Annotated in this window: 15 protein-coding genes and 1 tRNA gene; 4 read left to right on the top strand and 12 right to left on the bottom strand. The window is 66.7% G+C overall.

The genetic code is table 11. The features are described from left to right. Both K9B35_RS14545 and K9B35_RS14550 read right to left on the bottom strand, forming a co-directional pair. Positions 1-1,050, bottom strand: coding sequence for a serine hydrolase domain-containing protein (locus K9B35_RS14545; protein WP_224922666.1), 1,050 nt, complete (start codon positions 1,048-1,050; stop codon positions 1-3). After that, on the bottom strand, positions 1,047-3,290 hold the full coding sequence (locus K9B35_RS14550) for a TonB-dependent receptor (RefSeq protein ID WP_224922668.1): 2,244 nt from the start codon (positions 3,288-3,290) through the stop codon (positions 1,047-1,049). Before K9B35_RS14550 ends, K9B35_RS14545 begins: the two co-directional genes overlap by 4 nt. A 160-nt stretch (positions 3,291-3,450) precedes the next feature. Between K9B35_RS14550 and K9B35_RS14555 the strand changes: the two genes are divergently transcribed. Next, positions 3,451-4,074 carry a TetR/AcrR family transcriptional regulator gene (locus tag K9B35_RS14555; RefSeq protein WP_224922669.1) on the top strand — a complete coding sequence of 208 codons (624 nt, stop codon included), beginning with the start codon at positions 3,451-3,453 and terminating at the stop codon, positions 4,072-4,074. Between the two features lie 17 nt (positions 4,075-4,091). On the opposite strand, the gene K9B35_RS14560 is transcribed toward K9B35_RS14555, so the two are convergent. From K9B35_RS14560 to K9B35_RS14595, 8 genes are all read right to left on the bottom strand, one after another. Next, a complete protein-coding gene (locus tag K9B35_RS14560) occupies positions 4,092-5,276 on the bottom strand; it encodes a carbohydrate porin (RefSeq protein WP_224922671.1) in 1,185 nt (394 codons plus the stop codon). Between the two features lie 38 nt (positions 5,277-5,314). Further along, positions 5,315-6,391, bottom strand: coding sequence for a PepSY-associated TM helix domain-containing protein (locus tag K9B35_RS14565; RefSeq protein WP_224922673.1), 1,077 nt, complete (start codon positions 6,389-6,391; stop codon positions 5,315-5,317). Positions 6,392-6,468: 77 nt separating this feature from the next. Continuing rightward, positions 6,469-7,431 carry an alpha/beta hydrolase fold domain-containing protein gene (locus K9B35_RS14570; protein WP_224922675.1) on the bottom strand — a complete coding sequence of 321 codons (963 nt, stop codon included), beginning with the start codon at positions 7,429-7,431 and terminating at the stop codon, positions 6,469-6,471. Then, the gene (locus tag K9B35_RS14575) at positions 7,413-10,595 is read right to left on the bottom strand and encodes an amidohydrolase family protein (protein WP_224922677.1); all 3,183 of its coding nucleotides are present in this window, start codon (positions 10,593-10,595) and stop codon (positions 7,413-7,415) included. The genes K9B35_RS14570 and K9B35_RS14575 overlap by 19 nt, the downstream gene beginning before the upstream one ends. Before the next feature lie 130 nt (positions 10,596-10,725). Next, complete coding sequence (gene proC, locus K9B35_RS14580) at positions 10,726-11,502, bottom strand: pyrroline-5-carboxylate reductase (RefSeq protein ID WP_224922679.1); 777 nt, start codon at positions 11,500-11,502, stop codon at positions 10,726-10,728. Then, a complete protein-coding gene (locus tag K9B35_RS14585) occupies positions 11,502-12,758 on the bottom strand; it encodes an amidohydrolase family protein (protein WP_224922681.1) in 1,257 nt (418 codons plus the stop codon). The genes proC and K9B35_RS14585 overlap by 1 nt, the downstream gene beginning before the upstream one ends. Further along, positions 12,755-14,119, bottom strand: a complete 1,365-nt coding sequence (locus K9B35_RS14590; RefSeq protein WP_224922683.1) for an amidohydrolase family protein — start codon at positions 14,117-14,119, stop codon at positions 12,755-12,757. Before K9B35_RS14590 ends, K9B35_RS14585 begins: the two co-directional genes overlap by 4 nt. A 3-nt stretch (positions 14,120-14,122) precedes the next feature. Further along, positions 14,123-14,752: an FMN-binding negative transcriptional regulator gene (locus K9B35_RS14595; RefSeq protein ID WP_224922685.1), complete on the bottom strand. Its 630-nt coding sequence runs from the start codon at positions 14,750-14,752 to the stop codon at positions 14,123-14,125. A 166-nt stretch (positions 14,753-14,918) separates the two neighbouring features. Here K9B35_RS14595 and K9B35_RS14600 point away from each other — a divergent pair, with 166 nt between their 5' ends. Further along, positions 14,919-16,382 (top strand): PLP-dependent aminotransferase family protein, encoded by a 1,464-nt coding sequence (locus tag K9B35_RS14600; RefSeq protein ID WP_224922686.1) that lies wholly within the window; start codon positions 14,919-14,921, stop codon positions 16,380-16,382. 386 nt (positions 16,383-16,768) lie between these two features. Continuing rightward, the gene (locus K9B35_RS14605) at positions 16,769-18,967 is read left to right on the top strand and encodes a TonB-dependent receptor (RefSeq protein ID WP_224922688.1); all 2,199 of its coding nucleotides are present in this window, start codon (positions 16,769-16,771) and stop codon (positions 18,965-18,967) included. Here the strand turns inward: K9B35_RS14605 and K9B35_RS14610 are convergent. Together K9B35_RS14610 and K9B35_RS14615 are read right to left on the bottom strand one after the other, a co-directional pair. Next, positions 18,964-19,248: a hypothetical protein gene (locus K9B35_RS14610; protein ID WP_224922690.1), complete on the bottom strand. Its 285-nt coding sequence runs from the start codon at positions 19,246-19,248 to the stop codon at positions 18,964-18,966. The two genes, K9B35_RS14605 and K9B35_RS14610, sit on opposite strands and share 4 nt — an antisense overlap. A 43-nt stretch (positions 19,249-19,291) precedes the next feature. Further along, positions 19,292-19,375 (bottom strand) — tRNA-Leu (locus K9B35_RS14615). A 295-nt stretch (positions 19,376-19,670) separates the two neighbouring features. Here K9B35_RS14615 and rpoB point away from each other — a divergent pair. Continuing rightward, complete coding sequence (gene rpoB / locus K9B35_RS14620; protein ID WP_224922692.1) at positions 19,671-23,855, top strand: DNA-directed RNA polymerase subunit beta; 4,185 nt, start codon at positions 19,671-19,673, stop codon at positions 23,853-23,855. The last annotated feature ends 3 nt before the right edge of the window (positions 23,856-23,858 follow it).

The following is a 23,858-nucleotide window of genomic DNA, read 5'->3' on the forward strand; positions in this document are numbered from 1 at the left end:
TTACTCCGTCGTTGGCTGAACCGTCTGGAAGGCAAGCCGCAGGAAGGCGCCGTCGGACCAGCCTTCCCCCGCTGCGCGCGCAGCGCTGGCATCGGCCAGCGACAGCTGCGCCAGGCGCACCACGGTGATGCCGAGCCGCTTCGACACATAGAGCCGCTGATCCCCGGCACCCGCCGCCATCAGCAGATCGTCGGGCAGCGCCCCTGCGGCGGCGAAATCGAGCCGCCCCACCGCGCGCGGCGTGCGATCGGGCGCCAGCGCCTGTAGCTTTGCTGGAAGCCACCAGGTCAGGCCATAGCCGGGCAAGGCCGGGGATGGCTGATGGAACGCCGCCAGACGCTGTGGCGCGAGCGAGGGCTTGCCATCGATCACCCCGTCCCGCCGCACCCATTCGCCAAACCGCGCCCAGTCACGCGCGGTGAGCGACAGGCCCTGTGGCAGCAGCGGGTTGCCGTCCGGGGTGCGGCGCCATTGCCCGACCCGGATGCCGGCGGGGGCAAACAGCCGCTGTATCAGCCACTTGGCGGGGTCGGCATCCATGCCCCGCGCGGCTAGCTTGCGCCGCATCACCTCTCCGAAAATCTGGAACGGTCCCGGGCCATAGGCGAAGCGCGTCCCCGGCGCCGCCGCCGGACGCAGCTCCACCGCCTGCGCATAATCGGGCGGGCGACCGACGACGCTGTCGATGCCAGAACTCAGCGTGAGCAGATGGCGGATGGTGACGCTTTGCCGATCGGTCCCGTCGCGCCATTCGGCCAACGTCGCCGAGACCGGCTCATCGAGGTCGAGCAACCCGTCCTGCGCGGCGAGCACCGCCATCGCCCCGGCCATCGTCTTGGTGCCGGAATAGAGCGGATGCGCGTCCTCAGCGCCTGTCCCCGCGCCATAGGCTTCGCAGACCGGGCGGCCGTCCTTGAGGATCAGCACGGCGCGCCCGCGATGCGCGTCGGAATAGGCCGCCGCTGCGGCGCAGGCCGGGCTCAACGCCTGCGCCTGCGCGCCCGGCGCGACCGGCAGAACGCAGGCGAGCAGGGCGAAGCGCAGCCTCACCAGCGATAGCCGAGCTGGACGCCCCAGTTGCGCGGCGGGTTCAGCCGTCGCGCACCCGCGCCGCGAAACACGTCATAGGTGGCGTCGGTGAGATTGGACACGAACACGCCCGCTTCCAGCCCGCCCAAACGCACGGAGGCACGCGCGTTGAGCAGGTCGATCTTGTCCATGTCGAATGGGGCCGGCGCACCGGGGGCGACCAGATCGTGCACGCCACCGCGCTGGCCGTTATAGTTGACGTTGACCAGCATGCTCACGTCGCCCGACAGCGGCGCGTTGAGCGTGGCGTTGGCGGCGAAGGTCCAGCGCGGAATCTGGGGCAGCAGTTGTCCGTCGAACGGACCGTCGGTCACGCGCCCCTTTTGATAGGAGCCATTCGCCGACAGCTGAAGGTTGCCCGATCCCAGCGCGATCCGCGACGCAAGCTCGGCCTCCGCACCCCAGATCCGCGCCTTGCCCGCATTGCTGGAGAAGGTGACGGGCGAGCTGTTGCACACGGTGCTGCCGATGAAACAGCCATTGTTGAGCGCAACGATGATGTCGGTGCTGTAGGTCTGATAGGCCGCGATGCCGAAGGTCGTGCCGCGCGCGATCCGCCCCTTCGCACCCAGCTCGATCGAGGTGCTGCGCTCGTCATCATAGGCCGCCGGGATCGGGATCGGCTGGGTCGCCGGGCCGAGATCCTGGTTGAACCCGCCGGCGCGATAGGAGCTGCCAACCTTGCCATAGAGCGTCATCGCCGGCTGCGGGCGCCATGACAGCGTCGCGTTATAGCTGAAATTGCTGGGGGCATTGGCGAAGTCGACGACAAAGCCGGTGCCGCCCGAGGGCAATCCGGTCGCGAGGTCGAAGCGGCGCGAGGTCGCGCTCTTCTCGTCCCACGTCTGCCGCACCTCCCCGATCACGTTGAGCGTCGAGGTCAGCGCATAGTCGAGCGAGCCATAGACCGCCCAGCTATCGAACGTGGTCCGCAACGGCTGGCGGTTGCCGGGCGAGGGATTGGCCGTAGTCGGGGTGCGCAGCGTGCGCTGTTCCGAATTGCTGCGCAGGTGGAAATATTCGAGGCCCGCGAGCCATTTGAGGGCGCCGTCGCCGACTTCGCCGGTCAGGTTCAGGTCCTGGGTGAAGAATTGCGCATCCTCCTCCCGCTCCTGCGCCTGACGGGGGTCGACGGTGGTGCTGGTTACCGTGCCATCGGCGCGCAGCTGCGCGAGCAGCTCAGGGTTCAGTCCGTCGAGATCGAGCGCATAGTCGGCCTTGCGTTTGCGATACTGGGTCACCGAGCGGAGCTTGGCAAAGCCGAGTTCCTGATTGAGCTCACCCATCCAGCTCGTCACCTCCTGCCGCGAGAAGGCGTCGGTCGACCAGGGATAGGTACGCTCGGGCTGGATATAGCCGCGCGGGAAGCCGGCGCGCGGCGGATCGATATAGGCGCGGAAGGCGATCGCGGGAACGAAGCCACGCCACGTCTCGCCGCGCACGACCAGGTCGGTACCACCCTGCTTCCAGCGGATCTGGCCGCGGATGCCGGTCGAGTCATTGCGGTCGAGCACCGTGCCCAGAAAATCGTTGCGGAAGAAGCCACCGCCCTGCGTCACGAAATCGACGCCGACCCGGATCGCCAGCGCATCCGACAGCTTCACATTGGTGACGCCCTGCAGCTGGAACTGCTCATTCTCGATGGCGTAGCGGGCATTGGCAAAGCCGCTATTCTCGAACTCGGGCTTGGCCGAGACGATGTTGACCGCCCCGCCGACCGAGTTGCGGCCGTACAGCGCGCCCTGGGTGCCGCGCAGCACCTCGACCCGGTCGATGTCGAACAGGTCGATGCGCGAAAAGCTGCGCCCGGAAAAGCCGCCGCCGCCGATATAGGCGCCGTCGCGGAACAGGCCAACGCTGGGGTCGCCCGATGTGCCGCGCGTGGTCGGCGATCCGCGCAGCGACACCTCATTGGTCATCGCCGAACCGGTGTCGAGGATACGGACGCTGGGCTGGCCGCCGAGCAGCTCGACCGGGTTGGTCGCGCCGCCACGATCCGCAATCGCGCTGCCGGTCAGTACAGTCGCCGCGGTCGGAACGTCGATCAGCCGCTCTTCACGCTTGCGCGCGGTGACGACGACATCGGCGTCATCCGTGACGTCCTGCGCGGCATCGCTCGCAGTGGTGGGTGCGGTCTGCGCAAGCGCCGCAGTCGGTGCGGTCAGTGCCGTGCAAAGCAGCAAGGTTGCATATCGAGCCATCGCCCTATCCTCTCCCTGTTCACCAGCAGCGTAACGGGTCTGTGCCCTTTACACGCTACTTACCGACCGGTAGGTAACCGGCGGAAACACGCTTGTCCAGAGGGGAAAACCTGTCGCCCCGGGGTAGGAAAGCGCAGAGCGAACGGTTACGAACGAGACGATGAACGACGCGATGTGGCAGGAACATACGACCGGCACACCCGCCATCATCGGACGGCGCGAGCAGATCTACGTCCACGCAGCGCAGCTCTTTTGCACGCGGGGCTTTGCCGCGACGTCGATGGCCAACATCGCCGAAGCGGTGGGGATCACCAAGGCTGGCCTGTATCACTTCGTGGCGAGCAAGGAGGAGCTGCTATTCACGCTGATGTCGTTCAGCATGGAGCGGCTGGAGGAGGATGTGGTCGCTCCGGCGCGGACGATCGCCGACCCGGTCGAGCGGCTGACGGCGATCGTGCGCGGCCATTTGCAAAGCGTGATGCAGGTGACGACCCCGGTCGGCAACCCGCTGACCATCATCCTTGAGGAAACCAGCGGCCTGAGCCCCGACAAGGCGGCGCAGATCAAGGCGCGCAAGGCCGCCTATTCCAGCTTCGTCCGCACCACGCTGGACGAGATCAAGGCGGCGGGCGGGCTGGCCGATGTCGACACGCGGATGGCGACGTCGGCGATCATGGGGATCATCCTGTGGCTGGCGCGCTGGCACCGCCCCGATGGCCCGCTGGCGGTGCCCGACATCGTCGATAATCTGTCGCGGATCGCCCTGCGCGGCGTCTTGCGTTAGCCGGCCGGGACAGCACGCTAGTTCAGCAGCGCGTGCAGGCTCCATTCGGTGCGCACGCCCAGCACCACTGCATCGGCGACGCCGGGGTCGGCGGACGGGCGGCGGACATAATGGGCGTTGGGCTGGATCGCGAGCCAAGGTGTGACCTGTGCGCGATAGGTGAGTTCGACGGCGACTTCGGACGCCGCCGCGCCAGTCGCGGCGCGATAGGGATCGGCGGTGAACGCTGCGGCGATCGCGATGCCGAACGCGTCCTCGTCGCGCCCCTTGACCCAGCCGGTGAAGTTGAGCCCGCCGCTGAGGAACCGGTCGAACGGATTGAACCGGCTGCTCGCGACCCCGGCGCGGATGAAGGCGTCGAGCGTGCCGTCGTCGCGCCGCGCGAGCGGGAGCTGTGCGCGGACATAGCTGCCCGAGTTGCCGGTTTCCGCGCCCGCCCCGTCGGTGCGATCGAACGCCGCAGTGTAGCGCCAATGGCCGAGCAACAGCTTGCCCCCGGCGAGCGGCGCTTCGACCTCGCCGACCAGCAACGCGCCATCGCCCTTGCCCAGCGTGACCGCCGTGCGCGCCGGCCGTGCCGGGTCGCCGGGAACGCCGTCGAGCACCGCCGCGCGCACCGCCCAGCCCTCCGCCGGGGTAAAGGCAACGCGCGCGGCGAGCGAGGTGGACGGGAAGATCGACGGACCATTTTGCCCGCTCTGCGCGAAATCGGTGCCGATGCCGTGCGGACTGCTGACGAACAGTCCCGATGCGTCGAGCGCGTCGAATTCGGAGTTGAGGTCGTAGAGCCCGACGCGCAGCGAGGCCTCGTCGCCGACCTTCTGGTCGATCCACGCCTCATACAGCCGGATCGCGCGGGTACCGGTTTCGATATTGCTGACCGCCTGCGCATCGCCGACCAGATCGCTGATCGAATTGCCGTTGTTGTAGAGGCCGTAGAGCCACAATTGCGCGCCGCTCCAACCGACCATCCGTTCAAGATCGGCGTCGAACACGATGTCGAGATTGTCGAGGTAGCGCGCCCCCCGCTCCACCCCGCCCGCCGCGTTTCCCATGAGTTCGGCGGTATAGACGACTTCGAAGTTCCACGGCTTGTTGTCACCCCCTTCCTGCGCAGGAAGCGTGCGATGGGTGTGCGTCTGCCCTTCGCGTTCGTCGCGTGGCGGCTCGAGTGCGGTCAGGGCGAGGAAGGGAAGCAGCATCGGGTCTCAACATCAACAGGGGTTGGAACAGTCGGCGGTTACGCCGCCCGGCGCGGCTTGCGGCGCTTGAGCCAGAGCAACACGCCGGCGACGATCATCGTGATCAGCCACAGGCCGATCGCGATCGAAAGGATCCGGCCGATCAGCCCGCCTGCCTCGCCGGTGTGGATTGGGAATAGTGCGCTCATGAACCGGTTCGCCGCGCTCGCCTCAGCGATCGGGAAGACGCCGCGCACCTGCCCGTTATTCGCATCGACCAGCACATAGCTCCCGCCATAGGCGCGGCGCAGTTCGTCGGGCGCGCGCAGCCGGACGCGCCAGGTTGCGTCGTCAGGCTTGGGCCAGGCGACCTGGGTCAGGCTGCTGCCCGGCAGTGCCTCGAGCCCGGCCCGCGCCGCTGCGGCAAAGCCGATCGGCGCACCGGTTGGCGCGACTGCGGGCATCGCGACCGGCGCCGCCCCGACCAGATCGCCAACGCCGTCCTCAAACTTGAGCAGCGTTCCGGTCGCCGCGATGACGAGTGCGGGGATGCCGACCCACAGGCCGAGCGCGCGGTGCCAGCTGTACAGCCGTGGGGCGGCAGGGCCGCGCATCGCCGGGCGCAAGGCACGCCCCCACGTCCCGCGCCGTGGCCAGGCGGCGATGATACCGAGGATCAGGTTGGTGCAGAGCAGGACGCCGCTGATCGACACCAGCCAGCTGCCCCACGCGCCGAGCAGGTCGTGATGAAAGCCGACGAGGAAGCCCATCAGGCTTTCCTCATCGGGCTTGGGCGCGTGGAGCACGGTGCCGTCGCCAGCGATCCGGGCCGAGGCGCTGGTCCCCTGCGCATCCTCAAAATGGACATTATAGCGGTCCGGCGCGCCCGCTGCGGTCCAGATCGACGCGACCTTGCCCCCCTGCGGCACCAGCGCGTCGATCCGCCGTTCGATCGCGGCAAGATCGGTCGGGCGGTGCAGCGACGAAATGCCTGCGTCGGTGATCTCCCAATGGAAGACGATCAGCACGCCGGTCAGCGCCTGAAGCAGCCAGAACACCGCCGCACCGAGGCTGAGCCAGCGGTGCAGCTTCAGGATCGACCGACGAAGCGTCGGCGCAGAGGTCGATGCGGTCATGCGGCCTTGTCTGGCGCAACGGGGTGGACCGCCAAACCTCCACTTTCCGGAACTGTCGGGGACCAACGCCGGGCGCGCTATTCCAGACTCTTCGCCACAAAGCGCGCACCGTCGGCAATCGCCTCCCGCGCCACCGCCGCCACCGACATGGCTTCGAGAAAGCTGTGCGTCGCGCCGGGGTAGATCTTGTCCGCCGTGGCGACCCCCGCCGCACGCAGCCGCGCGGCCATCGCCACCGACTGTTCGGTGAGCAGGTCGCATTGCGGGATCACCAGGAATACCGGCGGCATTCCGGCCATGTCGGCCAGCAGCGGGCAGACCAGCGGGTCGGCGCATTCGCGCGCCATGTCGGTCAGGTAATTGGCGTAATAGGCCAGCGCCTCGTCGCGATCGAGGTTGGAGGTCGGCCCGCCGAACGTCGCTTCCGCCTTGTCGGAAATCACGTTCGAGAAATAGCCGTAGTTGGACAGGATCGAACGCACCACCCCGCCCTCGCCTTGCTCACGCAGGCGCAGCGCGGTGGCGAAGCTGAGGTTCGCCCCCGCCGAATCCCCGCCCATCGCCAGACGGCTGCCATCGATACCCAGATCGTCGCCATGCTCGCGCAGCCACAGCATCAACGCCGCGATCCGATCGAGCGCGACCGGATATTTATGCTCGGGCGACAGCGGATAATCGACGCCGACCACCGCAAAGCCCCCGGCGGCGGCATATTCGCGCATCAGCCGGTCATGCGTGTCGATCGAGAACAGGGTGAACCCGCCACCGTGCAGATAGACCAGAGCCGGCGCAGGCTCACGCGCGCCTTCGGGCAGATAGACGCGGATGCGCAGCCACCCGGCGCCGGGATCGAACACCCGCTCTACGGTCCGCGCCATCGCTGGCCCACCCTCGGCCCAGCGCGACCGCACTGCTTCGCACACCGCGCGCTGGCCGGGGTAGTCGAGCGACCCGAGCGGCGGATGCGCGGCCCAGCGCGCGGACATCGCATCGAGGAAGACACGGATTTCGGGGTCGATCGTCACGGGTCCGGTAGCCACTGGGTTTCCTTCTCCTCGCCCGCGAACCACGGCGCGGGCAGTTTGCGCCGTTGCGGCCAGAGTTCGTCGAGCGTGTCGGCGTCGAACAACTGGCCACCGCGCATCACCAGGCTGACCGACCGCGTGTTGCGGATATCGGTCAACGGATCGCGGTCGAACACCACCAGATCGGCATATTTGCCAACCTCCAGCGTGCCCATGTCGCCGAGCCGCCCGATCACCTCGGCCGCGCCCGCAGTCGCGGCGTGGAGCACCGCGATCGGCGTCATCCCGCCAAGGACATGCGCCTCCATCTCGTAATGATAACCAATGCCGGGATCGTCGCCATGCGCGCCCATGCCCACCAGTGCGCCGGCTTCGGCAAGGCGCGCGGTATCCCTGGCCAGCACGGGCGCACGGCTGGCGGCGAGCGAGGACCAGTCGCGCTGGGCCAGCTTCGCCGCGATCGTCGCGGGCGGCCAGAAGCGGCGGACCTTGGGATCGAGCGCCGGGTCGTATTTGGCGACGAAATGGTGCCGGGCGGCGGGGCCGCTGGTGTTGACGAGCAGGGTCGCGACATAGCTGGTACGGGTCAGCGCGAACAGCTTGAGGACATCCTCCTGCAACGGCGCGATCGGGAGCGCATGCTCGCTGCCGGCATAGCCGTCGAGCAGTTGGCTCAGGATCAGCTTGGGGTTGTGGCTGCCCTCGGTGGTCGGGATCAGGCCCTGCGCGCGCGCCTCCATCGCGATCCATTGGCGCACCGTGCGGCTCTCGCCGCGATATTGCTTGATGCTGGTCAGGCCCCACGCTTCGCTGTAGCGGCGCAGCATCGCGCGCACCTGTTCCTGCGAGGTGAAGCGTTCGCGCGCGAAGATGCCGGGGCCGGTCGAGCGCAGCCGCGGCGCGACCATCAGGCCGGCGTCGATCAAATCCTGATAGGCGATCTGGTCGATGCTCAGGGTCGAGGGGTCGAACGCGGTGGTCACGCCAAAGGCGAGCCGCGCGCGCATCGATGTGTCCTCATAGGCAAGCGCATAGCGGCGGATCGAGCCGATATGGTCGTGATCGTCGATCAGGCCGGGCGCGATGGTCTTGCCGCCCAGCTCACGCTCCGGGGTACCGGCGGGCACGGTGAAGCTGCCACGCGGCCCGATCGCGGCGATGCGGTCGCCGGTGATCAGGATGTCGGCATTCTCGATGATCCGGTTACCGCCCGCCATCGTGAGTGCGCGTCCGCCCCGCAGCAGGATGCTCCCTTGCGGACGGGCGCGGGGCAGTTCCGCGATCAGCTCGACATGGCTGGTCGGCACGGGCGCGCTTGCGTCGGGCAGGATTTGGAGGAAATTGCCAACCGACCAGACCAGCGCACCATCGCTGCGCCAGTCGTAGTAGTTCGCCCCGATATCGGTGACCTGCCGCGCGGGGCTATCCGCTGCGGCGAGGTCTACCGGCTGTTCAGGATCGGCGGGAACGGGGAGCAAATAGAGCTGTTCGCGCGCCTGCGCCGCCAGCCATTTGCCGTCCGGACTGATCCGAATATCGTCCATCTTCGCCGGGGCTTCGGTGAAATAGTAATTCTGGGTCAGCAGCTTGGCGACATCGCGCTTGGCGCCAGTGGCAAGGTCGATGGCGATCAGGCCATCGTCACTCATCACATGCGCGGCGCCCGGTGCCGCGCGCGTGAAATGCGGGCGCTGACCCAGAATGCCCCGCGCGACGACCCGCACGGCGCCGCCGCTGGCGGGGAACGCAACCAGTTCGCCGTCGCGCAGCGGCGAGACGATGTAACCGCTCAACTGCCGCGCCGCCGCCGCCGAGCGCACCGTCACCACGCTGCGCCCGTCGGGCGTGAAGGCGGGCCAGGTGTAGAAGGCGGACAGCGCGCTCAGCTTCACCGGCGCGCCCTTGCCGTCCGCCGCGACGCTCCACACCGCGCCACCGTCGCGCTCGCTCCAGGTGACATAGGCGATGCGTTTGCCATCGGGGCTCCACCCCGGCTGGGACGCGGGGTCGCCGCTGATCGGCAGGCGCAGCGATGGCCCGCCCGCAACCGGCTGGACATAGATGCTGCCGAGCGCCGCGAATGCGACCCGCTGGCCATCCGGCGACGGGCTGGTCCCCATCGGGAGTTTGGCGCGCACAGGGCCAGTCGGCTCGCGCACCGCGATGCGCGTCGGCATCCCGACTTCAAGGTCGAGCTTCGCAGTGAAGGGAATCGGAGTCGCCGCCGATCCATCGACCGGGCGACGCTCGATCCTGCCGTCCACTGCGATCAGGATCGCCTTGTTGTCGGGCGTAAAGGTGTAGCGCGGGATCAGGTCCATCCACGCAGCCCCGTTCATCAGGTCGAGCGGCGCGGGGCCGAGGTCGCGGTCGAGCCCGGTAGCAAGGTCACGCACCCGCAGCCGCGTTTCTGCCATGCGCCGCGTGGCATAAGCGAGCAGCCTGCCATCGGGCGAGATGGCGGGGCGAAAGAAGGTTTCCTTGGCCGCCTCACGCGCGCCCGAGTTGGTGATGACCGGCTGTTCGGCACCGGTGGCAATGTCGCGGCGGACGATCGTCCACGCGACCGGCTGGTCGAAGGATGAATCAGCGATGGTGCGCGCGAAATAGAGATATTTGCCATCGCGCGAGGGCGACACGCCCAATGTGCTTTGCGCGCCGCGCGCGGTCTTGATCGGGGCGACGAGTTCACCCGGCCTGCCATCGACCGGGTGGCGCCACAGCTCGTAATGGCCGACACGAATGCGGTGGCGGCTGACATAGACCGACTTGCCGTCCGCGCTCCATTCGGGCGAGGTGCGCACCGCGCCTTCGTCCTCGTCCGTGATCCGGCGCGCGCCGCTGCCATCGGTGCGGGCGATCCACACATTGTCGCCGCCTGACCGGTCGCTGACATAGGCGATCCACTGGCCGTCGGGGGAGAAGGTCGGCTGAACCTCGAACGCGAGTCCCTGAGCGATCGGGATCGCGCGGCCACCGGTCGCGGGCATCGCGTAAAGCTCGCCCAGCATGTCGAACAGGATCGTCTTGCCGTCGGGCGACACCGCCAGCGACATGAAGGTGCCGCTCGACACCTCATAGCTGAGGGTCCGGCGCTCCTTCATCGGCAGGTCGTCCCTGGCCAGCGCGGGCGCAGCCAACGCCAGCAATGAGACCAGTGCCAGCGCACCCCAAACCATATGCTTCCCCCGAAACCGACACGCCGACCCTAACCCGCCCGCCTCCGGGTCGACACGGGCCAAGACCGGATTTCCATGCGCACCAATCAGGTCAGATGCCGATGCGCGCGGTGAATACTGCCCGTGGCCGCTATCCGGCGAGTTCGCGCGAACGTGCCGCCGCCGCATCGACAACCGCCCGGGCCAGCCGGTCGATCGCATCGTCCTGATCCATCTGCATCAGCCCAGCCGCGGTAGTGCCACCGGGGCTGGTCACCTGTTTGCGCAGCTCGGCCAGCTCGGCGGGGTCGGCGCCCGCCAGCGCCGCCGCACCGGTGAAGGTCGCGCGAGCCAGCTGCATCGCGAGGTCGGCGGGAAGGCCGGCCTGTGTCCCTGCTTTGGCCAACGCTTCGGTGAAGCGGAAGAAATAGGCAGGTCCGCTGCCCGATAATGCGGTCACCGCATCGATCTGGCGCTCGTCGTCGAGCCAGACGACCGGACCGGTCGGGGCGAGCAGCTGGTTGACCGTGGCGAAGTCGCTCATCCGCACATCGCGTCCGGACACCGCTGCGGTGATCCCCTGCCCGATCGCCGCTGGCGTGTTGGGCATCGTCCGCACCACGCGACCGCTGCCCAGCGCGTCGCCCAGTCCTTGCAGCGTGATCCCGGCCATGATCGACACGAACAGGGCGTCGCGCGCGGCAAGCGAGCGCAGCGAGTCACCGATCGCGGGGAAGACCTGCGGCTTGACCGCCAGCACGACCGCGAGATCGCCGCCCGGCTCGATATCGGCGAACGCATCGACCCGCTCGCCGCCCTCGGGCAGGTCGGTCGCCATCGGATCGAACACCAGCACGCGGTGCGTGCCGCGCCAGCCGCGCGCCATCGCGCCGCCCATCCGCCCGCATCCAATCAGCAACACATCCATCAGCGCACATCCTTGTAGCGTTCGGCGAGCACGTCCTGGCGCGATCGGTTCGACACCGCGCGCCCCTCAACGATCACCCGCACGGCATTGGTCGACGGCTCCAGCGGATCGCCGTCCCACACGACCAGATCCGCATCGGCACCCGGCACCAGCGTCCCGCCACCCCGGCCCCAGATGGCGAGCGGCGCGGTGGTGACCGAACGCAGCGCCTCGATCCAGCTCAGGCCATTGGCAACCGCGATCCCCGCGCCTTCGCGCAGCGCCATGCCGGCATTGTAATCGCTGTGGATCGCCCCGCCCGCCTGACCGATCGCAACGGCAACGCCCGCACGGCGGAGCAGGGTTGCATTGTCCTGCCGCGCGCCGAGCTGGTCGAAGCTGCCGGGCAGATTGATCTGCGGGTCGAGCACTACCGCGACGTTGGCCGCAGCGAGCACATCCGCCGCGCGCCACGCCTCGGTCCCGCCGACGATCACGACGCGAATGCCGAACTCGCGGGCCAGCGCCGCGGCCTGACGGATGTCGCTTTCGCGATGGGTCTGGATGGCAATCGGGACGTCGCCGCGCAGCACGGCGCGGATCAGCGCTTCGCCCGCGCGCTTGCCGGGGGGCGGCGGGCCGTCATGCTTGCCCTTCTTCCACTTGCCCTTTTCCGGGGTCAGTGCGGGTCGCGCATCGACCAGCGCCTTGCGCAGCGCCGCCCATTGCACCGCACGCGACCCCAGCCGGTCCCACGCCCCACCGCCGATCACCGCATAGACGCCGACATCGGCGGCATCGAGAATGTCGACCCCCTCGCGCAGCCGCGCCATGCTCGCCTCGCCGTTGAACGGGGCGAAGCGCGACGGCGATGGATAGATCAGAGCGCGGGTGATGCCATCGGCGCGCGCCAAACTCACCAACGTCGAATTGCCATTGAGCGCGCTGCTCATGTCGAACCCGGCATTGCGCTCGTCGGCGGACGCCATGTCGCGGGTGTCGCCCGATCCCGAGACCTCGACCAGTCCGATCTGGGTCGCGGCGTTGACCAGCCCCGGCGTCACCGGCCTGCCCCGCGCGTCGATGACCGTCGCGCCGTCCGGCACCGCGCCGCCGGGCGTGACCGAGACGATCTTGCCCCCCGCGATCACGATTGTCGCATCGCGCACGGGGGTTTCGCCCTCGAGCGTCCATGCCTCGGCATGAGTCACCGCGATCGTTTGCGCGGACACGGGCGCGGCGATGACCAGCGCGATCAGCGGAGCGAGGCGCATCATGGTTTTGCACCCCCGCGGCCGGCCTCAAAATCGGAGACCGGCACCGCTGGCGGGCGGCTGCGATCATAGGCGACCGCGCCGTCGATCAGCACCAGATCAGCCTTGGCGTAGATGCTGAACGGATCGCCTGACCACAGTACCACATCGGCCTGATAGCCCGGTGCAAGCGTGCCGACGCGCTTGTCGAGCCCCAGCAGCCGCGCCGGATTGCTGGTGGTCCATTTGATCATCACTTCAGGCGGAGTCGCGATCCCGATGCGCCGCCCTGCCGCCGCCGCTTTCGCCGCAGCGATGTTGAGCCGCTGGCCATCGGCGGGGGAGTCCGAGTGCATCATCACGCAGACGCCTGCACGTTCGAGCAGCGGGGCTTCGGCGCGCACAGCGTCCTGCGCTTCCATCTTGAACCCCCACCAATCCGCCCAGACCGCAGCGCACGTCCCCGCCGCGCGCAAAAGGCCAGGGATCTTGTACGCTTCGGTCGCATGGTGGATTGCGCCGATGGTGAAGCCGAATTCCTTCGCCACCGCTAGCACCGACGCGATGTCGTTGGCGCGATAGCAATGAAAATTGACCCGGATATCGCCGGACAAAATCCCGGCGAGCGTCTCTAGCTTGAGGTCGCGTTTGATCGCCGCGCCGCGGTCGACCGCGCGCTTATACGCCTGTGCGTCGCTGAACGACTGGCGCATGAATGCGACGACGCCCTGTCGGCTGGTCGGGCCATCATTCTTGTCATCGGCACCCCAGCTTTTGGGGTTTTCGCCGCACGCCATCTTGAATCCCTGAACGCCGCCCACGGCCTTCATCCCCCAGACGGTCGGTGCGCGCACCGGTTTTACCACCACCGACCGGCCCGCGAAGATCGGGGTCGATCCGGGCAGGATCTGGATCGTCGTCACCCCCGCCGCCAATGCGCGATCGAACGCCATATCCTGCGGGTTCACCGCGGTCTCGATCCAGGTGTCGGCGCTGTCGGGGGTTGCGACTTCGGAAACGTCGCTTGCCTCACGGTCGATCGCGGTGAGGGGGAGCACATAGGTGCCGTCGTGGCTGTGGACGTCGATCACGCCCGGCGTGATCCAGCGGCCCTTGGCATTCACCTCTCGCACGCCCGGATTGGCCAGTCCCTTGCCTACCGCCACGATCTTGTCGCCGCGTATCAGCACATCACCGTCGTCGATTCGCCCGCCGGCGCCATCGAGCACGGTCGCGCCGCGCAGCAGCATGTCGTCGGGTGCTGGGGCCTGATAGCGGCTGGGGAACGGGTCCTGCTTCCACGGGGCAACCGACTGCGCGCCGGCAAAGGGAGCGGTCAGCAGCGCCGCCGCCATTCCGATCCCGATGTTCGCCCCCCGCCGCATTCCCTACCGCCCCCGGTTGAACCGGCGCATCCACGCCGCCATGTCGCCATCGGGCAGCGTCTCGAGGATCGCGCCCAGCGTCGCATCATCCTCGTCCTGCCCAAGTTTGAACTTGCCCGACACGCTGGTCACGCGCGCGCGAAAGCCGATGATCCGGTCGAGCATCGCGTAGTAGCGCGGGCCAAGCTCTTCCACGCCCCATGGCGCGGCGCGGCCCGCCTCCATCGCGTCGATCAGCACCTTGAGCGCATATTCGGTGAGAGCGCTGTCGAACGCGATCTCCGCGCGAACCGTCAGCTGCGCATAGTTCCAGGTGGGCGCCCAGTTGCGGCGTCGCGCATGTTCCGGGCTGACATAGGCTTGCGGCCCGGAAAACAGGATCGTCGCGCGCGGATCGTCGCTCAGCGCCGCATGCAGCGGGTTGGAGCGCATCAGATGCCCGATCAGTTCGACCAGATGCCCGGCTTCATCGAACACGCCGATCAGCGGCAACTGGCTCGACTCCAGCGCTGCAGCCGCCCCGCCGCACACCCAGGCGAGCGGATACCCCTCGACCAGCGCGCGAACATCGGCGTCACCGAACCGTTCGAACAGCGGAACCTGTACCCCCGTCATGCCGTCCGCGTCGCTCATCTGCCTCATTACCCGCAATCAGTAGCCCCCTTTGTTTCCGAACGCTGGGGCAGGGACAAGCACCAATTCACAAAAGACCGATGGTCCACCCCCGGTTGCATGACAGCGAGGTTACAGTTAGCGTTGGTACCATCATAGGCCAATTTATTGCAATGGAGATGGTCCAATGCTGCGACCGTGGCAAGTCAGCCTGGGGGATCGCATCGATCCGTCGCGCGATGTTCCGATCTATATGCAGATCATTCAGGCGCTGATCCGCGACATCGAACGTGGGCGGCTGACATCGGGCACCTATCTTCCCAGCAGCCGCGAACTTGCGACGATCCTGGGCGTCAACCGCAAGACCGTCGTGCTGGCCTATGAAGACCTGATCGCGCAGGGCTGGCTGGATTCGGCGGGCACGCGCGGGACGATGGTTTCGGCCTCATTGCCCGAGCCCGTGACCCGTCAGCGCGCCGGTGTCGAGGCGACGATGAGCGACGTGCCGATCGACTATCGCTACGCCCCGCCGCCCGAACGTCCGCTCGCCCTCCCCTCCGGCCCCGGCCTCAAGCTCGACGAGGGCGCGCCCGACGGTCGCCTGTTCCCCGCCGACCTGCTCGCCCGCGCCTATCGCGCAGCCGCGCAGCGCGCGTCACGCGAAAACCTGTTCCAATACGGCAATCCGCGCGGCTCGCTGACGCTACGGGAGAGCATCGCGACGATGCTCAAGAGCCAGCGCGGCCTCCCTGTGACGGCCGAGAATATCTGCATCACGCGCGGCAGCCAGAACGGCATCTTCCTCGCCGCGCACGTGCTGGTCCGACCGGGCGATACGGTCGTGGTCGAGGCGCTGACCTATGAGCCCGCAGTCGCAGCGTGCCGGTCGCTGGGCGCGAACATCGTCTCGGTCGGGCTGGATGAGGACGGGATCGACGTCGCGGCGGTCGAGCGCGCGTGCCGCCGCAATGCCGTGCGCGCGGTGTTCCTGACGCCGCACCACCAATTCCCCACCACCGTATCGCTGCGCCCCGAGCGGCGGCTGCGGTTGCTCGAACTCGCCCACCAGTTCGGCTTTGCAATCATCGAGGATGATTACGACCACGAATTCCACTTCGAATCACAGCCACTGTTGCCGATGGCGGGCTATGGTCCCGGCCATGTCATCTATGTCGGGTCGATGTCGAAGCTGCTGCTGCCCGCATTGCGCATCGGCTATGTCGCCGCGCCGCCGCCGGTGATCGACGCAATCGCGCATATGGTCTCGCTGACCGACGGCATGGGGAATACCCTGACCGAAAATGCCGCTGCGGAGCTGATCGAGAATGGCGAGCTGCGCCGACATGCGCGCAAGGTGCGGCAGGTCTATGCCAAGCGCCGGGAGAATTTCGCGAAGGAGATCGATCGCGGCCTGGGTGACCTGGTCGACTATCGGATGCCTGATGGCGGGCTGGCCTTCTGGTTGCGTTTTCCCAACACCGACCTCGATACGATGGAGGCTCGCGCTGCAGCGATGGGGCTGCGCTTTGCCGCATCGCGGTCGTTCATGACCCGCGACGATGCCCCGCGCGGCCTGCGCATCGGCTTTGCCAGCCTCAACGAGCATGAGGCACGCACTGCCATTGCCGCGCTGCGCAAGGCGGCGGGGTGAACAGCACTGGTCCCGCGAGTCCCAACACAATTGGATGTTTGCTGATCCAGCCCCTGGATGGAAGGTGACGGCCAGGCAAACACAAGCATGAGCGATCGCATGACCGTCCTCGCCGTTATCGCTGGAACACCAAGGCCTAGTCGCGACTGATTCGCATTTGCTCAACAGTATGTCAGTGCTACGCACCATTGTCGGCGGCGTTCAGCGTTTCGGCTGAGCGACTTACCCGCCGCTGTGAAGCAGTTACCCAATTGGTCCCTTGCATCTGTGCAAACTGGATGTTCCGCGGGCCAGTTCAGGCCGACATGCTGATCCTGCGATAACAGGCTTGGACCCTGATCCAGCCGTATCGGGAGGGAAGACACAACCAACTCGGGGGAAGTATCATGGTTTCGAGAACGAATGCACTGCGCGGGGTCGGCCTCTTCGCGATGACTGCCGCGATGCTGGCGGGAGGGCCGGCGTTCGCGCAGGAGGCGCAGAGCGACGACGAAGTGCTGATCACCGCGCAGCGCGACAACCAGAGCCAGGTCAGCCGGAGCGGCAAGCTGGGCGCGCTCGGCGATCAGGACGCAATGGACACGCCCTTTTCGGTCAAGAGCTACAACGCCGCGCTGATCCTCAACCAGCAACCGCAGACGTTGGGCCAGGTTCTCGAAAACGATCCGGCGATCCGCGTCAGCACCGCCTTCGGCACGCCCGCCGAGCTGTTCGTGGTCCGCGGGTTCAACCTTGCGTCGGACGATATCGGATTCAACGGCATGTACGGCCTGACCCCGCGTCAGTTGGTCGCGCCCGAACTCTATGATCAGGTTCAGGTGCTCAACGGTGCCAGTGCGTTTCTGAATGGCGCGGCACCGGGCGGATCGGGTCTGGGCGGGGGTATCAACCTCATCTCGAAGCGCGCGGGTGACAAGGATCTCAACCGTGTCACGCTCAACTATGCGGGTACGGCGCATTTCGGCGGCGCGTTTGATTTCGGGCGGCGCTTCGGCGACGGCGCATTCGGCGTCCGCCTCAACGGCGCGTTCCGCGCCGGCGACACCGCGGTCGATGACGAGTTCCGCCGCGCGACGGTGCTGGGCGCGAGCTTCGACTGGAACTCGGGCGGCCTGCGGCTGACCGCCGACTTCGCCTATCAGCGGCTGTTCGTACGCGGCCTGCGCCACAAGGTCGCGATCCCCACGACGACCACCGTGATCCCCGAAGTGCCGCGCGGCAATGTCAATTACTCGCAGCAATGGCAGACCTATGAACAGCGCGACGTGTTCGGGATTGTCGGGCTGGAATATGACCTGACCGACAAGGCGATGTTCTATGCCTCGTTCGGCGCGCGCGACGGGATGGAGGCAGGCGTGTCGCTCAACGCGGTTACGCTCACCAACCTGGCGACGGGCGCTGCGGTCAGCGCCAACGCGCAGTTCACGCCGCGTACCGACAATAATGAGGCGGCGCAGGCGGGTTTCCGCGTCAAGGGCGACACGGCGGGCATTTCGCACCAGTTGAACCTTGGTTTCTCGCTCAGCTGGCAGGTCAACCGCAACGCCTATCAACGCTACGACACCTACACGACCAACATCTACAACCCGGTTCAGGTCGCGCGTCCGGCGGAGAACGCCGTGCGTGGCGGCAATCTGGTCGATCCTTTCCCGGTCGCACGGACCCGCTATCACAGCTTCTACGTCTCCGACACGCTGGGCTTTGCCGACGACATGGTGTTCCTGACGGTCGGTGCGCGCCACCAGATCATCAAGGATCGCCGCTACGCCTATAACCAGACCGGCACGATCGCGCCGGGCGGACAGACCAGCCGGTACCAGAAGGGCACGACCACGCCGATCGTCGGGCTTGTCATCAAGCCGAGCGAGGGCATCTCGCTTTACGCCAACCGCATCGAGGGACTGGTCGCCGGCAGCGTCGCTCCGGTGGATGCCGCGGTGATCAACTCGGGCGAGGTGTTCGCGCCGTTCAAGACCACCCAATATGAGTTCGGCGGCAAGGCGGCGATCGGGAATTTCAACGCCTCCCTCGCCTTCTACCAGCTCAAGCGCCCCAATGCCTTTACCCGCAACATCACGCCGGTGCCGACCGCCGGACCGACGCGCATCTTTGTGATCGAGGGTGAGCAGCGCAATCAGGGCGTCGAACTGTCGCTCGACGGGGAGCTGACCGAGGGGCTGCGCGTCATCGCCGGTGCCGCGATCAACGATGCCAAGCTGACGCGCAACGCCGACGCGACGCTGAACGGCATGAAGGCGGTGGGCGTGCCCGACTATACCGCCAACGCCAATGTCGAATGGGACGTCATCGGCGGCCTCACGCTCACCGGCCGCGTGATGCACACCGGGCCGCAGATGGTGACGATGCGCAACACGCTGGAATTGGGCGCATGGACCCGCTTCGACCTTGGCGCGCGGTTCGTGACGGTGATGGGCGGCAGCCCGATCACCTTCCGCGCCAATGTCGATAACGTGCTCAACGATCGTTACTGGGCGGCGTCGTTCACCAGCTTCCCGACCTTCGATGCGTCGCTGCTGCAAGGGCTGCCGCGCACATTCAAACTGTCGGTTACCGCCGACTTCTAAGCGAATGGGGGGCGCGCATCGCCGATGCGCGCCCCTTCCAGCCGGTTTATCGCACCGCAAAGCAGATCATGGTGACCCGGCTGACCATCTGGTAGCTCGACTTGCCCCGCTGCATCGGTTTCCGGCGCCAGCATCCACCGTTCGGGCGAGACGCCTGTTGCGGCACCGGCCGCCAGGTGCCGCGCGACTGCGGGCTCGACGAAGAACAGATCGAGCGTCTTGTGGAAGCGGGAATAGTACGGGCGAGCCAGCGCTGGCCCCCGACACAGGACCAGCCACACCAGCCGGACGCGTGCCGCGATCGCATTGTTCGGATGAAGGTGGTGGTGCCCCTGGCCGGACTCGAACCAGCATGCCTTGCGGCGGTCGATTTTGAGTCGACTGCGTCTACCATTTCGCCACAGGGGCAGCGAGCGAGCGTGGCTAGACGAAGGTCCCGGCTTGGGCAAGCCTTTAAGGCGCATGCGTTTGACACTCGCCCTGCCCCGGCCTATATCGCGGCCCTACCCCGTCCGGTCGGGACATGGTGTGCCGTCGCGCAGCGCGCCGTACGAATGGACCGGACGGGTATCATAGACGCTTGAGAGGCTGAGTTTTTCCCCGTTTCGACGAAGGGAATCGCTCGGCCCTTTTCGCGTCTGTTTGCGTGCCTGTCCCGGCGGATACCGGGGCGAAATTCAGGCTGAGAAGGCGAAAACAGCACATGGCAACCAAGGCGACCGAAGTTGGCGCGGCAACCCGCGCGAGCTCCAGCGGCACTGCAAAGCGCCGCATCCGCAAAGTGTTCGGCGATCTCCACGAGGTCGTGCAGATGCCGAACCTGATCGAGGTTCAGCGCGAATCCTACGAACAGTTCCTGCGGTCGGACCCGTCGATCGGTTATGTTTCGGGCCTGGAAAAGACGCTGCGCAGCGTGTTCCCGATCCGCGACTTCGCCGGCACGGCCGAGCTCGACTTCGTGACCTACGAGCTTGAGCATCCCAAGTTCGACGTCGAGGAATGCCGTCAGCGCGGCATCACTTACGCCGCGCCGATGCGCGTTACCCTTCGCCTGATCGTGTTCGAGGTCGATCCCGATACCGATGCCCGCTCGGTCCTCGATATCAAGGAGCAGGACGTCTACATGGGCGACATGCCCCTGATGACGGGCAACGGCACCTTCTTCATCAACGGCACCGAGCGCGTGATCGTGTCGCAGATGCACCGTTCGCCGGGCGTCCTGTTCGACCATGATCGCGGCAAGACCCACGCGTCGGGCAAGTACCTCTTCGCCGCACGCGTGATCCCGTATCGCGGCTCGTGGCTCGACTTCGAGTTCGACGCCAAGGACATCGTCAACGTCCGTATCGACCGCAAGCGCAAGCTGCCGGTCACGACGCTGCTGTATGCGCTGGGCCTGAACAGCGAACAGATCCTCAACCACTTCTACAACACCGTCACCTATGTGCGCGGTCCAGGTGGCTGGCAGATCCCGTTCGCGCCGGAAAACTGGCGCGGTGCCAAGCCGATGTTCGACATCGTCGACGCCAAGTCGGGCGAAGTGATCTTCCCCGCGGGCCAGAAGATCAGCCCGCGCGCTGCCAACAAGGCGGGCAAGGACGGTCTTGAGACGCTGCTGATCCCGACCGAGGAAATCTTCGGCCGCTACAGCGCGTTCGACCTGATCAACGAGTCGACCGGCGAGATCTACATCGAGGCGGGCGACGAAGTGTCGGCCGAAAATCTCGAACTGCTCGACAAGGCCGGCATCGATCGCATCGAGCTGCTCGACATCGACCACATTTCGACCGGTCCCTGGATCCGCAACACGCTCAAGGTCGACAAGGCCGAAGAGCGCGAGCAGGCGCTGTCCGACATCTATCGCGTCATGCGCCCCGGCGAGCCGCCGACGCTTGAGACTGCAGAGTCGCTGTTCGGCGGCCTGTTCTTCGATCCGGAGCGCTACGACCTGTCGGCCGTGGGCCGCGTGAAGCTGAACATGCGCCTCGACCTCGACGCCGAGGACACGGTGACGACGCTGCGCGTCGACGACATCCTCGCGGTGGTCAAGACGCTGGTCGACCTCAAGGACGGCAAGGGCGAAGTCGACGACATCGACAACCTCGGCAACCGCCGCGTGCGTTCGGTGGGCGAGTTGCTGGAGAACCAGTATCGCGTCGGCCTGCTGCGCATGGAGCGTGCGGTCAAGGAGCGCATGTCGTCGGTCGACGTCTCGACGGTCATGCCGAACGACCTGATCAACGCGAAGCCTGCGGTTGCCGCGGTGCGCGAGTTCTTTGGCTCGTCGCAGCTGTCGCAGTTCATGGATCAGACCAACCCGCTGTCCGAAGTCACCCACAAGCGCCGCGTGTCGGCGCTTGGCCCGGGCGGTCTGACGCGTGAGCGCGCTGGCTTCGAAGTCCGCGACGTTCACCCGACCCATTATGGCCGCATCTGCCCGATTGAGACGCCGGAAGGCCCGAACATCGGTCTGATCAACAGCCTCGCGACCTTCAGCCGCGTGAACAAGTACGGCTTCATCGAGACGCCGTACCGCAAGGTGATCGACGGCAAGGTGACCGACGAGGTCGTCTATCTGTCGGCAATGGAAGAGGCCAAGCACACCATCGCGCAGGCTTCGGCCGAAACCGATAGTGAGAAGCGCTTCACCGAGGATCTGGTCTCGGCGCGTCAGGCGGGCGAGTTCCTGATGGCGCTGCCCGACACGGTCACGCTGATGGACGTGTCGCCGAAGCAGCTGGTTTCGGTCGCTGCATCGCTGATCCCGTTCCTGGAAAATGACGACGCCAACCGCGCGCTCATGGGCTCGAACATGCAGCGCCAGGCGGTGCCGCTGGTCAAGGCCGAGGCACCGTTCGTCGGCACCGGTATGGAAGAGACCGTCGCCCGTGACTCGGGCGCCGCAATCGGTGCACGCCGTGGCGGCGTCGTCGATCAGGTCGATGCCAGCCGTATCGTCATCCGCGCCACCGGCGAAGTGTCGGCGGAAGAAAGCGGCGTCGACATTTACACGCTGATGAAGTTCGAGCGTTCGAACCAGTCGACCTGCATCAACCAGCGTCCGCTGGTGAAGGTGGGCGATCTGGTCAATGCCGGCGACATCATCGCCGACGGCCCGTCGACCGAGTTCGGCGAGCTGGCGCTGGGCCGCAACGTGCTCGTCGCGTTCATGCCGTGGAACGGCTACAACTATGAGGATTCGATCCTCATCAACGAGCGGATCGTGAAGGACGACGTGTTCACGTCGATCCATATCGACGAGTTCGAAGTGATGGCCCGCGACACCAAGCTGGGGCCGGAGGACATCACCCGCGACATCCCGAACGTCGGTGAAGAAGCGCTGCGCAACCTCGACGAGGCGGGCATCGTGTACATCGGCGCCGAGGTTGAGCCGGGCGACATTCTGGTCGGCAAGATCACGCCGAAGGGCGAGAGCCCGATGACGCCGGAAGAGAAGCTGCTCCGCGCGATCTTCGGTGAAAAGGCCAGCGACGTGCGTGACACCTCGCTTCGCCTGCCGCCGGGCGTTGCCGGTACGATCGTCGACGTCCGCGTCTTCAATCGTCACGGCATCGACAAGGACGAGCGCGCGATGGCGATCGAGCGCGAAGAGATCGAGCGCCTGAAGAAGGACAGCGACGACGAGCGCAACATCCTCAACCGCGCCACCTGGTCGCGGCTGCGCGAGATGCTGCTCGGTCAGGTCGCGACCGGCGTGCCGAAGGGCCTGAAGAAGGGCTCCGAGATCGATCAGGATCTGCTCGACAGCGTCGACCGCCACGAGTGGTGGAAGTTCGCCGTCCAGGACGACAAGGTCCAGGGCGATCTGGAGACGGTCAAGGCGCAGTATGACGAGGCCGTCAAGCGCATCAAGGACAAGTTCGAGGACCGCCGCGAGAAGCTCGAGCGGGGCGACGAGCTGCCGCCGGGCGTGCTGAAGATGGTCAAGGTGTTCGTCGCGGTGAAGCGCAAGCTGCAGCCGGGCGACAAGATGGCCGGCCGTCACGGTAACAAGGGCATCATCAGCCGCATCCTGCCGCAGGAGGACATGCCGTTCCTTGAGGACGGGACTCCGGTCGACTTCGTGCTCAACCCGCTGGGCGTGCCGTCGCGTATGAACGTCGGACAGATCTTCGAAACGCATCTTGGCTGGGCCGCGCGCGGTCTGGGCAAGAAGATCGGCGAGGCGCTGGACGCATGGCGTGAGGCAAATCCGAACCCGCAGGCGGGCGAAGCCCCCGAAGCGGTCAAGGAACTGCTGCTCGAAATCTACGGCGACAACTATGCCGAGCAGATCAAGAGCCGCGACACCGCATCGCTGATCGATCTGGCGCAGAATGTCCGTGGCGGCGTTCCGATGGGCACCCCGGTGTTCGACGGCGCGGTCGAAGCGGACGTGACCGACATGCTCCGGCTCGCCGGACTGGACGAGAGCGGCCAGGTCGACCTGTTCGATGGACGCACGGGCGACATGTTCGACCGCAAGGTGACCGTCGGGTACAAGTATGTGCTCAAGCTGCACCACCTGGTCGACGACAAGATCCACGCACGGTCGATCGGTCCGTACTCGCTCGTCACCCAGCAGCCGCTGGGCGGTAAGGCGCAGTTCGGTGGCCAGCGCTTCGGCGAAATGGAGGTCTGGGCGCTGCAGGCGTACGGTGCCGCCTACACGCTGCAGGAAATGCTGACGGTGAAGTCCGACGACGTGGTCGGCCGCACCAAGGTCTATGAGGCGATCGTCAAGGGTGACGACACGTTCGAGGCCGGCATCCCCGAGAGCTTCAACGTGCTCGTCAAGGAAATGCGCTCGCTCGGCCTCAATGTCGAACTCAAGACCAATGAGGATCTTGGCTTCGGCGAGGACGGCCACGCGATCGCGGCGGAGTAGGAA

The organism is Sphingomonas sp. R647, assembly GCF_020177055.1.
GTDB lineage: Bacteria > Pseudomonadota > Alphaproteobacteria > Sphingomonadales > Sphingomonadaceae > Sphingomonas.

Coding starts and splice junctions, on each gene's coding strand:
- K9B35_RS14565 (WP_224922673.1), bottom strand. CDS start 6,391: ATGACCGCATCGACCTCTGCGCCGACGCTTCGTCGGTCGATCCTGAAG.
- rpoB (WP_224922692.1), top strand. CDS start 19,671: ATGGCAACCAAGGCGACCGAAGTTGGCGCGGCAACCCGCGCGAGCTCC.
- K9B35_RS14590 (WP_224922683.1), bottom strand. CDS start 14,119: ATGCGGCGGGGGGCGAACATCGGGATCGGAATGGCGGCGGCGCTGCTG.
- K9B35_RS14585 (WP_224922681.1), bottom strand. CDS start 12,758: ATGATGCGCCTCGCTCCGCTGATCGCGCTGGTCATCGCCGCGCCCGTG.
- K9B35_RS14560 (WP_224922671.1), bottom strand. CDS start 5,276: ATGCTGCTTCCCTTCCTCGCCCTGACCGCACTCGAGCCGCCACGCGAC.
- K9B35_RS14555 (WP_224922669.1), top strand. CDS start 3,451: ATGAACGACGCGATGTGGCAGGAACATACGACCGGCACACCCGCCATC.
- K9B35_RS14575 (WP_224922677.1), bottom strand. CDS start 10,595: ATGGTTTGGGGTGCGCTGGCACTGGTCTCATTGCTGGCGTTGGCTGCG.
- proC (WP_224922679.1), bottom strand. CDS start 11,502: ATGGATGTGTTGCTGATTGGATGCGGGCGGATGGGCGGCGCGATGGCG.
- K9B35_RS14550 (WP_224922668.1), bottom strand. CDS start 3,290: ATGGCTCGATATGCAACCTTGCTGCTTTGCACGGCACTGACCGCACCG.
- K9B35_RS14600 (WP_224922686.1), top strand. CDS start 14,919: ATGCTGCGACCGTGGCAAGTCAGCCTGGGGGATCGCATCGATCCGTCG.
- K9B35_RS14595 (WP_224922685.1), bottom strand. CDS start 14,752: ATGAGCGACGCGGACGGCATGACGGGGGTACAGGTTCCGCTGTTCGAA.
- K9B35_RS14605 (WP_224922688.1), top strand. CDS start 16,769: ATGGTTTCGAGAACGAATGCACTGCGCGGGGTCGGCCTCTTCGCGATG.